The organism is uncultured Cocleimonas sp., assembly GCF_947495625.1.
Classification (GTDB): Bacteria; Pseudomonadota; Gammaproteobacteria; order Thiotrichales; family Thiotrichaceae; genus Cocleimonas.
Map to the genome: position 1 here is coordinate 1 of NZ_CANLZW010000047.1, position 12,370 is coordinate 12,370.

General features: G+C 39.1%; 5 protein-coding genes. 3 read left to right on the forward strand and 2 right to left on the reverse strand.

Annotated features, from left to right (window positions below; translation table 11 throughout):
* Together Q1A31_RS19190 and Q1A31_RS19195 are read left to right on the forward strand one after the other, a co-directional pair.
* Nucleotides 1-4,464: OmpA family protein (locus tag Q1A31_RS19190; RefSeq protein WP_299880813.1), on the forward strand; the 4,464-nt coding region annotated here is incomplete at its 5' end.
* 5 nt (nt 4,465-4,469) lie between these two features.
* On the forward strand, nt 4,470-8,123 hold the full coding sequence (locus Q1A31_RS19195; protein ID WP_299880816.1) for a hypothetical protein: 3,654 nt from the start codon (nt 4,470-4,472) through the stop codon (nt 8,121-8,123).
* Nucleotides 8,124-8,354: 231 nt separating this feature from the next.
* Here Q1A31_RS19195 and Q1A31_RS19200 read toward each other — a convergent pair whose 3' ends face one another.
* Nucleotides 8,355-9,965, reverse strand: coding sequence for a tetratricopeptide repeat protein (locus Q1A31_RS19200; RefSeq protein WP_299880819.1), 1,611 nt, complete (start codon nt 9,963-9,965; stop codon nt 8,355-8,357).
* A 586-nt stretch (nt 9,966-10,551) separates the two neighbouring features.
* On the opposite strand from Q1A31_RS19200, the gene Q1A31_RS19205 reads away from it, so the two are divergent.
* The gene (locus Q1A31_RS19205) at nt 10,552-11,136 is read left to right on the forward strand and encodes a pathogenesis-related family 1 protein (RefSeq protein WP_299880822.1); all 585 of its coding nucleotides are present in this window, start codon (nt 10,552-10,554) and stop codon (nt 11,134-11,136) included.
* Between the two features lie 175 nt (nt 11,137-11,311).
* Here Q1A31_RS19205 and Q1A31_RS19210 read toward each other — a convergent pair whose 3' ends face one another.
* The gene (locus Q1A31_RS19210; RefSeq protein ID WP_299880825.1) at nt 11,312-12,313 is read right to left on the reverse strand and encodes a metal-dependent hydrolase; all 1,002 of its coding nucleotides are present in this window, start codon (nt 12,311-12,313) and stop codon (nt 11,312-11,314) included.
* Nucleotides 12,314-12,370 lie beyond the last annotated feature (57 nt).

The following is a 12,370-nucleotide window of genomic DNA, read 5'->3' on the forward strand; positions in this document are numbered from 1 at the left end:
GTAACGATAACTCAGACAGAAGGTGTTGGCAGTAGCTTCACGATGCCGGATGAGAGTGTCACGTGTACCTTAACGAATACGCGAAAGAGTGCGACCTTGACTTTACAGAAAACATGGGTAGATGGCGAATCAGGTGATACCGCGAGTCTAACAGCGGATGGAAGTACAGACGGTCCGGTAGATATTACTCATAACTCAATTTCAACGGGTAGTAATACAGATAAAGACACAGATACTCTAACTATTTTTGCAGGTGATACAGTATCGGTAGAAGAATCGTTAGGTTCTACTAATTTAGGTAGTTACGATTCAGTCCTATTGTGCACAAATGGAGCGTCAGGTTCTACAACTGGTAATTTCATCGTACCAGAAACCCCAGTAGATGTGACATGTACCTTTACTAATACTCGTAAAGATGCAGAACTAATTCTAATTAAGACATCTGACTACTTAACTTCGGGTGATACTGATGGTTCTGGTGATTTGAGTGTCGGTGATGTGATCACCTATACCATGACTGCCACCAACAGTGGTGCCACGGCGTTAACCAATGTGACGATTACGGACGACTTTATCAGTGGTGCATTGAGTTGTACGCCAGCCAATGGTTCAACATTGGCGATTGGTGCAACCCTGGTGTGTGAAGGTACGTATACCGTTGTAGCAGGGGATGTGGGTACTACCATCATCAATACTGCGAGTGCCACCTCCGATCAGGATGATGCCCCGGATGCCACCGTGAACAACCCGGTCGCAAGTCCAGAATTAAGTCTTACCAAGACCTCCGACTACTTAACTTCGGGTGATACTGATGGTTCTGGTGATTTGAGTGTCGGTGATGTGATCACCTATACCATGACTGCCACCAACAGTGGTGCCACGGCGTTAACCAATGTGACGATTACGGACGACTTTATCAGTGGTGCATTGAGTTGTACGCCAGCCAATGGTTCAACATTGGCGATTGGTGTAACCCTGGTGTGTGAAGGTACGTATACCGTTGTAGCAGGGGATGTGGGTACTACCATCACCAATACTGCGAGTGTCACCTCCGATCAGTATGATGCCCCGGATGCCACCGTGAACAACCCGGTCGCAAGTCCAGAATTAAGTCTTACCAAGACCTCCGACTACTTAACTTCGGGTGATACTGATGGTTCTGGTGATTTGAGTGTCGGTGATGTGATCACCTATACCATGACTGCCACCAACAGTGGTGCCACGGCGTTAACCAATGTGACGATTACGGACGACTTTATCAGTGGTGCATTGAGTTGTACGCCAGCCAATGGTTCAACATTGGCGATCGGTGCAACGCTGGTGTGTGAAGGTACGTATACCGTTGTAGCAGGGGATGTGGGTACTACCATCACCAATACTGCGAGTGCCACCTCCGATCAGGGTGATGCCCCGGACGCAACCGTGAACAATTCGGTGGAAACACCAGAAATAACTTTAGTCAAAGAAGAGCCTACTAATAATGATGCTGATGGTAGTGGAAATGTTAGTGTTGGAGATACTCTGACTTATACAGTAACTGCTACTAACGGTGGTTCGGTTTCTTTGACAAACGTTATTGTGAGTGATCCTAAGATTACACAAACTGGTGGTACAACACCTTGTGATGTTGTTGCACCAGGTGGAACGTGTACTTTAATTGGAACCTATCTAGTAACAGCTGCTGATGCAACTAACGGCAATATAGTTAATATTGCAACTGCGAATAGTGACCAAACTGATCCTGTAGATGCGGAAGTTACTACACCTGTAGTCAATCTAATCCCAAGTCTTTCTATTAATAAGGCATTTACATCAAATGCTGATGAAGATGGTAATGGTCAAGTCAGCCTTGGTGATACATTAACTTACACTGTTACAGGAGTTAATGATGGTCAACTAACATTGACTAATGTCACCATTAGCGATGCCAAGATAAGTCCAAGCAATGCGACTTGTGCCTCTTTACCAGTTGGAAGTTCATGTGTCTTGACTGGTACTTATACAGTTACTTCAGCTGATGTTACTGCGGGTAGTATCCTAAATACCGGAACAGTAAGTAGTAATCAGACACCACCCGCAGATGATAGTGTAACGGTGGATGTGCCTAGACCAAGTCTTGCTATAGATAAAGTTCTGACTAGTAATGCTGACGAAGATGGAAGTGGTAATGCCAGTGTAGGAGATACATTAACTTATACTATTACTGCTACCAATAATGGTGCAGCCGTACTTACCAACGTTATTGTTAGTGATCCACAGTTGACTCCTAAAACTTTGACTTGTCCTATTTTACAAGTAGGAGAGAAGTGTACTTTAGTGGGCACCTACGTAGTTACCTTGGCAGATGCTGCTGCGGGTGAATTCAAGAATACAGGTACGGGTGATACTGCTCAAACAGCACCTGTGAATGACTCAGTTACCATTGAAATCTTTAAGCAACCGCTGAAAATATCTGGTGTGGTTTACGACAGTACAACTCGTGACCCAATAGAAACTGTGATACTACAATTAGTGAATTCTGCAGGAATTCCAGTTGATGATGCTTGTCTTGGTGCAGATCAACAAAATCAGGTGACGAAAGTCGATGGATTCTATCAATTTGATATTCTTCCGTCAGCTCATGAGTCTTGTGATGAGGATGATACCTATAGAATAAAAGTTGTTACTGTTCCAGAAGGATATTTCCCCGGTAGTTCAGTAATACCTGTAGAGACTACGTCATTTGATAGTCATCCTACTGAACCTGTATGTACATTAGATATGATTGCTAATAGTTCTAATTGTGAAGTACAGGTGCAAGGGATTGCTCCAGTTGACCAACAAGATACGACTTACTTTGTTGAATTTGTTCTTCACTCAGATGATAACGATGTTATTAATAATCATATTCCATTAGATCCACCAAATTTATTGGTCTTTGATGAAAACTCAATTCTATTGAGCAAGACTGTTAATAAGAAGCAGGTAAGTATTGCGGATCAGCTTTACTACACACTCCGTGCAGAAAATCTGGTAGATGGTGAAGTCACTGCTGATATTAAAGATGATTTACCAACAGGCTTTAAATTAGTTTCAAGAAACGTGAAACTAACAAGAGCGGGTGTCGATAAAAAGTTAGGTACAAAAGATGATGTCGTAACGACAGTTCCCGTAAAAGGTTATGATCCCGTTCGATTTGGTCCTATAGATTTTGTACCATTCGAAATAGTTCAGGTTGGTTATCTACTTAAGGTTGGCACGGGGGTTCGTCAAGGTAACTGGATTAATACTGCGCAAGTATTTGATACAGGCACTACTACACCAATTAGTAACATTGCGACTGCGAGTGTCCAGGTTGTTGCTGATAGTGTGCTTGATGATGCAACCCTGATCGGTAAAGTCTTCCATGATAGAGATGGTGATGGTTATCAAGACCCTGCGAACGCAACGGGTATCACGGTTAAGAGTGATTACTTTGGTTGGAATAGCCTACACCTTGGTGGATTGACAGGAAGAGTCAGTGTTCTGGATGACCCTGCGAAGCATCGTAAGATTATTCGTATGCCTTACTCGAAGAATAACCGCTATAGAGTGACTACTCAGCAAGGTACAGTTATTAATGTTGATCATAAAGGTCAGATTTCTGAAGCGCATGTAGGCGCTAAAGCTAAAGGTCTCACGGGACAAGACTTACGTGTTACTACTCGTAGGATTAAGGGTATACCAACACCTACCAAAGTTGCCAAAATGAAGAGACCTGCTGTTAATGCTGATGTGCTTGAAATCACTATCACTAACATGGGTATTCATGAGGAAGGTATACCAGGCGTCCGTCTAGCTACCGTTAAAGGTTTAGTGATAGAAACAGATGGGTTTGGTCGATATCACATACCAGATGTCGATGCTGGTAGACGTGGTTGGGGCAGGAACTTCATCATTAAAGTTGATGCCGCAACATTACCTAAAGGTTCTAAATTCACAACAGAGAACCCACGTGTATTAAGGATTACAAATACTGCACTCAATAAGATTAATTTCGGTGTGAAGTTACCGGTACAGGATCCATGGATAAAACGTATACATCAACCTGCTAAGTATCGTAAAGAAACCAGGAAGCATGTTACTAAACGTCAAGTCCCTGTCTATCAAATGGTAGAAGTGAATTTAGGCTCGATCTTCTTCGATAAAGATAAGCACCATATCCGTGCTGATCAACTTGGAAATATGAACCTGATGGCAAATCGTATTAAACAATATGGTCATGGACATATAACCATTGATGCACATACCGATTCGCGTCATACCGCTAAATACAATGTTGATCTTGCAAGACGACGGGCATTTACCGTGAGGCAAGAATTACAGAAGCGATTAGGTTCTAGGTTGATGAAAAATGTGAAAGTGGAGGTTGACCCTCGAGCTCTCAGAGAGGTACCGCATAACGATCCGAGATCTATTGATTATAACGTATCAGGGCAGAGGTAATAGAGATGAAAAAGAATTTAACAAAAACTAGCCTTAAGCATCAGCCTCTAAAAGAGAATAGAAGTGTAGAAATATATAAATTGTTCTCAGGCTTAGCTTTATGCAGTATTGCGGCTGTTACTGGTGTGGTATATGCAGAAGAAAATACACCTGACGCATTTACTTTGCGTATTACCACACATGGTGAGGGTGTTAATAGATCCGATAACATGAGTGAGCCTGCACGACAGGATAATCGTCGAACTGATGTAAAAATTAAAACAAAAGTTCAAACAGGGACGCGAACTGTAACCGATGAAACATTTGAGGAAGTAAATGTAAAAGTCAGTGATGCTATAAATAGATCAATTCGCTTAAATGATGGTGGCTCAATTTGGGTAACAAAAGACCCTGCTTCTTTGACGCCGGTTTTAAATGTAACTAGCAGTCAAACTGTAAAAATGGATTCAGGAAAATTTGAAACCCCATTAAATTTCAATATTTATACTAACTATGCTTATTTTATTGATACATGGGAATTGTCTGTATATAGAAAAGCGGATGAGGCACAAGAAAAACCTTTAGTCATTTTTACAGGTAAAGATTTAGATAATGGTCGAGTAGTTAAATGGAATGGCTCAGTAGATAAGGGTGAAAAGCTGTTAGCAGGAGATGAAGTTACTTATGTTTTAACTGTTAAAGATAAAACAGGGCACTTTGACGAAACACATCTACGAACCATTAGACTCGCTGGTCCTGAAGAAAATATTACGGAAGTACAAAATGATACTAGTAATACCGGTAAATACGATAATAATTTAGCACGCCAGACTATTCCAATTCAGGGTTCACGAGTTCGTATTCATGGACGTGATATTGCTACTGGAAATAGAGTCCAAGTTGGTGAAGAGCAAGTTAGCATTGTTGATAATAAGTTCGTTGTTGAAAAATTGTTACCAGATGGAAAGCATCAATTTGATATAAACATAGTTGACAATAATAAAGAAAAATATAACAAGCCACTTAAGGTTGAGCTTGATAGTAAGTATATGTTTATGGTCGGCTTAGCTGACGTTACTATTGGTGAGAGTGAGGTAAAAGGTAATTTAGAAACACTCAGTGACGGTGATGAAAGACTTGATGGTGATATTTTCGTAGACGGACGTTTGGCCTTTTACCTAAAAGGAAAGATAAAAGGAAAGTATCTGGTAACTGCTCAGATGGATACCGGAACAGCTCCTATCGAAGACTTGTTTGACGATATTCATAAAAAAGATCCACGTAGTTTATTCCGTAGACTCGATCCGGATAAATATTACCCCGTCTATGGTGATGATTCGACGTTAATTGATGACACAGATAGCCAGGGTAAGCTCTATGTCCGAGTTGATTGGGATAAATCTCGTGCTATATGGGGTAACTACAACACAAGTATCACGGGTACTGAATTAAGCTCATTTAATCGTAGCTTATATGGCGCAAAACTTGCCTATAAAAGCACCCAGATTACTAAAGAAGGTGATCATAAAAAAGCGCTTACAGTTTTTGCCTCAGAGGCCCAAAGTGCATTTCGACACAATCAATTTTTAGGTACAGGTGGTAGTCTTTATTACCTTAAAGACACAGATATTGTTGATGGTTCAGAAAAAGTCTGGATAGAGATTCGCCAAAAAGGCAGCGATCGAGCGATTAGTAAGATTGAGATGGAAGAAGGTCGAGATTATGAAATCGATGATTTCCAAGGTCGCATTATTCTCCATCGTCCCTTATTACAAATTGCCGCACAGTCGAATCCATCATTGATCAAAGATACACCACTTGACGGTGATCAAGTCTACTTAATGGTAGATTATGAGTATGTGCCTGATGACTTTGCGACGGATAAAGCGAGTTATGGCGCAAATGGTAAAATCTGGTTAACTGATACATTTGCAGTAGGTGGTACCTATGCTCATGAAAATAGAGATCTAGATGATTATGATTTAAAAGGGATAGACCTCACTTATAAGAAAGGTAAAGGAACATACATAAAAGGCGAGTACGCAGAGAGTGAATCTTCGCAAACTCAAGGAAGTTTTTTCTCAGAAGATGGTGGATTAAATTTCAATTCTTTCAATGATACTACCTCTCCACCAAATAAAAGTGGAAGTGCTTTTAGTCTAGAAGCTAGAGCTAATTTGCAAAATTTTACCAATAAAGAAGGTTCCATTGGGGCTTGGTATAAAGAAAGGGAAGCAGGTTTTTCTACGTCACGATTAGATAATGGTGAAGAGACGATAGAAGCCGGGCTCGAGGCAATATTAAAAGCAACTGAAAAGTTGAATGCTTCTGTGCGTGCTACCTTGCTCGATAGAAAAGAAACCTTGAAGACAATAACAGCTAGTGTTCAAGCTGATTACAAGCTAAATGATAAGACTACTCTCAGTGGTGAAATCAAGCATATAAAAGAAGAAGATTATCTTGATAACACTAAAGATGGAGACGGTACATTAGCTGCTTTTAAAGTTGGTTATGACTTAAATAAAGATGTAAATCTATATGCAATACTTCAAGGAACACTAAATAAAAGTGGAGCATATGAAGATAACAATTTACTTACACTAGGTGCAAAAGCCAAGCTGAGTGATAAGCTTGATTTCAACGCTGAATTCAGCACGGGTGACCGTGGTGAAGCTGGTACTTTAGGCGCTAGTTATAAAATGAGTAAAGACTATAGTTTATACACGAACTATACGTTATCTACTGATCGTACAGATGGTGAACGAAATATTTTCACTGTAGGTCAACGTAGATCTGTCACTAATCAACTTAAAGTATATACCGAACATCAATTCACACATGAAGATAAACAAAGTGGAACAGGACATACATTCGGTTTAGATTACGACATAAATAAAGCAACCACTTTAAATACGTCTTTTCAGACAGCTAGACTCGACAAGAGAGACACTGGTCTAGTTGATAGAGATGCATTTTCTGTAGGTTTAACACATAAAAATGATAAGACAGATGCTAGTACTAAACTTGAGTATAGACGTGATAAAGGCACCAATGAAAGCACAGAACAATGGGTAACTACTAACCGTATTAGTCATCGTTTAAGTCCATCTTTCAGATTACAAGGTAAGCTAAATTTCTCTGAAACAAAAGATAAAATAAGTAGTCAACTCGATGCTCGATTTGTAGAAGCAGGTTTTGGTTTTGCATATAGACCAGTACATAACGATCGTCTGAATCTACTAGGTCGATTAACCTATTTATATGATTTACAGCCATTATCTCAAAGTACTTTAGCAGATGAGAAGTCGCTTACATTTAGTTTGGAAGGAAACTATCAACTCAATCAAAAGTGGGGTGTAGGAGGAAAGCTAGCTCATAAGTTAGGAGAAACCCGAGCAGACAGAAATGCTGGAGCATGGGAGAAAAATGATGCTACCTTAGCTGCAGCACGTGTTAGATACCATTTAACTAGTAAATGGGATGCAATGGCTGAATATCATTGGATGAATTCTGATGAATCACAAGATACCCAGCACGGCGCAATGATATCCTTAGATCGGCATATAGGAAAAAATATGAAAATTGGAATAGGTTATAACTTTTCTGACTTTGATGATGACCTAAGCAATACAACTGGATCTACGAAAGGATGGTTTATTAATCTTGTAGGAAAGTATTAAGGTGATTTTCTTAAGAGGGTATATTTGAGGGTATTTATATAACTACTTAAGTAATAAAGTGTTAAATATCAGTATTATAGTTATTCATATTGGTAGTCGCCGCCCCACCAATTTAAAAGCCCGAGCTTGTCTCGGGTTTTTTTATGTCTTAAAAAAGTTCTCTAAAGTAGGGGGGGGACCTTGATGACTTTTAATTATTCTGTTTATCTTAGTTCATCAGATATATAACTTTCAATTCAGATTTTTCAATTTTGCATATATTTCAATGCCGTTATTGTTACCCATATCAGCTGCTTTTTTAGCATTTCTTTTAGCCGATTTAATATCTCTGTTGTGATAATAAGTACCTGCAACTTCAGCATAGGCTCGGGCATCATTGGGTTTTAATTCTATATATTGATTCCAGTATTGGATTATGAGATTCCAGTCTCTGTTAGATTTAACGACTAAGTAATCCAGCATAAGATAATGATTATAATTTTCTGGCTCTAATTCAATAGCTGTTTTGATATCTGCTAAAGCTAGCGCATGTTTGCGTTCGTCATAATAGGCTCTAGCTCGTTGGTTAAATAGATCACCATTGTCAGGATCGTATTTTATTGCAGTAGAGTATTTTTCTATCGCTGACTTTGTGTCTCCTTCACTTTTAACATCATAAGCTTCTCTTGAAAGTTTAGACGCAACCCAGCGTTTTTTATCTCTAATCGAGTTATCGTAAGGGTCTAACTCATAGGCGTAATTAAGGTCATCTGCTGCTTTATTGTATTGATTCAAACCGATGTATGCTTTTGCTCTCCAATAGAAATATAAGGGCCAATCTGAGCTAATTTCAATTGCTTTATTTAAACTGTTTATCGCTTTTTTATACTCTTCAAGTCTGACGTAGTTTTCGCCACGCTCGTAAAATGCACCACTATTCTCTCCAAATTTTGTACCTGAGTTAAACATGAGACTTGCAAGTTCATATTCTTTTTTGAGGGCTAGTACATTACCTTTATCAATATAGATTGCAGATTCAAGTTGTTTTAACTTCGGATTTAGTTTCACAAATTGTGCAGTTTCATTTATAAAATTTTGCATTTCTTGATATGAGCCACCCCAGCGTGGAGTTAAAGATGCGAGATATATATTTCTTAGATTATAAGTAGCTGGATATAGTGTAAGTGCTTTCTTGAGTACAGCTTTTGCATCTTCATTAGAGCCTTGAGATTTAACCACTCTCATCAAGATTTCATATAATACGATTGAGTCATCGTTAAGATCTAATCCTGTGTTCAGATCATTAGCTGCTTTCTTCAAGTATTGTCCCATTTCATATTTTTGTTTTTCAGGAGTACTAAAGGAATAATTATTACCACGGGCTTTCCATGACATAGCGTAGCGATACTTTGCCCTTGCTGCATAAGGAATATAAGAATCAGGCGTTGCCTTTACCCAATTATCGAATAAAGATTCGAATGATTCTTTTTTGATGAAGAATGATTCATATGCCATGAATAATTCTCCCTCATTTTTTATGTCTTTCTTAAATGATTGATCTAATTTACTAAGAATCTTATTTAATTTTACAAATTCCTTTTGTTTTAACAGCGTTCTTAATCTTATTCTGATGCTTTTAGTAGTCGTTTTCTGAGAGTTAGTAAGAGATTTTTTAGTGTTTTTTGAAACAGGTATAACCTTCACTTTCCCTGAGCCATCAACTTTTATTTTTTTTGCTGACACATGGGGTTTATCACTAAAGTGGGTTTGACCGTTAGCATCAATCCATTTATACATCTGGGCATTTGCTAAAGTAGAAGATAAAAGTATCGAGCAGACTGTTAGAGCTTTATATATTTTCATTTGATCACTTTATGTTTTTTTATAATTAGAACTAATTTAATTCATTACAATAAATTATAAATCAGATGTTATTTTCGATCTAAGGCAACTGCTTAAAGGTATGCACATCATAAAAAAGGGCGGTAGGTCCGATGGATCTGCTTTGATTTTATGGAGTTTATATCTATTTCTGTTTTGGTTTTTACCTGCCTTGAGTGCGTATGCTTTTGAGCTGAATAAAGAAGAATTTGGCAGTGTGTATTTGAGTAGTGTTATATTAACCAGTAAAAGACCCAAATGTAATGAGAGCTTTGCTTGCCCAAAAAAACTTTGGTATTACATGTAAGAACCAGATGCGAAAATAGAAAACCTACGTCATTTAAATGGATAGCATCTAGAACTAAATGAATATCCTGTGTACTTACAAACAAGGGCTGTAGGTTGTATTAGGAACAACATTCGACATTACTTAGACTACTTGTATCAAAATAATAATTAAATCTTAAAAAAACACCTAAAAGTCGGGGAGTGATATTTAGTCTATAGTATTTCTATAGAGCCTGATTTTAATTTTTTATAAAGTTGCTTTTAAAGGAGTGAGTTAATTATGCTAAAACGTTTTGTAATATTCGGAGCGAGCTCGGTGTTGTTATTTGCTTGTAATACTAGCGAAGTGAAGGATTCTGATGCGGGCAGTGTTGCAAGCTCTAAAGTAAGCAAGGGTGCAAATGCCAAAGAGTTTTTGGCTGCTCATAACAGGGCGAGAGCAGCTAAAGGTGTACCTGCTTTGGTTTGGTCTGAGAGCCTTGCACGTTATGCGAAGCAATGGGCTGAAGAGCTTAACCGGAGTAAGAGTTGCGATATAGTGCATCGTCCCAGGTCTGGGAAATTTAAACAGTTGTATGGTGAGAATTTGTATTATGCGAGTGCAATACGCTGGAGCAGTGGCAAAAGAGAGCTTCAAAACATATCTTCAACTAAAGTTGTAGGTGATTGGGTTTCTGAGAAAGCTGATTATAATTACAAAACGAATACCTGTAATGCAGGTCAAATGTGTGGACATTATACGCAGGTGATGTGGAAGAATTCTACGGCTGTGGGTTGTGCGGTTTCGGTATGTGACAATAAGTCACAGGTTTGGGTGTGTAATTATAATCCACCAGGGAATTACGAGGGACAACGTCCGTTTTAAAAGAAATTTTCATACTTTAAATGCGGTAGGTTTGATAAGGCATCCATCCGAAATTTTTGTGGCATCTATCAATTGGTGCCTAATAGCACTGTGTTTATCCAATCTGTATACCATTGGTGATTAAAGTGCTTAGGCTCAATTTAATGAAAAAGTGCCTATAAGTACGGGGGTGACTTTAATCCCAAAACATCCCCCACAATAACTTTATCGCCGCACCACTATCTCCACGTTCATGATAGTAATCAACGTGCTCATCAGCTTTAGCTGTGCGTGATAACTCTATGCCCCATAAGGGTTTAATCTGTTGCGGTAATAAGGAATATCGAATATCAACTACACGATTAGGGTTTTGTTTATCTAAGGCGATATAATCGGTTGAAAACCAACGGAATCTTTCTATGTCTTTTCTTTGTTGTGATTGTTTATCTAGCCACGGTAAGTCCTTTTCAATCGACAATTTTTCTACCGAATCACCTTCCCAAATTTTAGATTCGTTTAAGCCAATTCTAATCGCATCAACATGGTAGGAACTCTCTGTTTCGGTGATGATTTTCCAGATGAGGATATTGGCAAAACTAGGTTTGGCTTCTATGCTCAATGTTTTTAATCCGCGAGACGCAGCGAGCTTTTCACCTTCTTCCAAAGCACGTGAATGTTGATAGGTGGATAAGCCAAAATAAAGCCCAACCCAGATAAAGCCGTAAGCCACATAACGACGTGCTTTTCTTCTTGCGGCGAGAATCACCATTGCTAATAAGGGTAGAGTTACCAAGGGGTCGACTACGGAAATCACATCCCAGGCAAAACGTTTATCCGTCAACGGCCAGAGTAACTGAGTGCCGTAACTGGTGCACCCATCTAAAAGTCCATGCGTGGCATAACCGATGATGCACCAGAATAGGGTTTGCCAAAACGGGACGCCAAACCATCGACCTAATGTCGGGTGTAAAACCAGGCTACAGATTAATCCACCAATGGGAATAAACAGTAGTGAATGGGTGAAATGACGATGATATTGCAAAGCCTGTAATGGATCATGATCAGAGCGAATTAGAATATCTAAATCAGGTGCCATACCAGCAAGTGCACCAATCACGGCTGCTTTGGCTAAATTTTTTGCATTGCCCTGAGTTTGGGCGAAGACAGCTCCGAAAGCGCCTTGAGTAATCGGGTCCATATCTTTCCTATCTTTTTTATAGGACAGGATTCTACGTTAGATAGAAAGACATTTCCC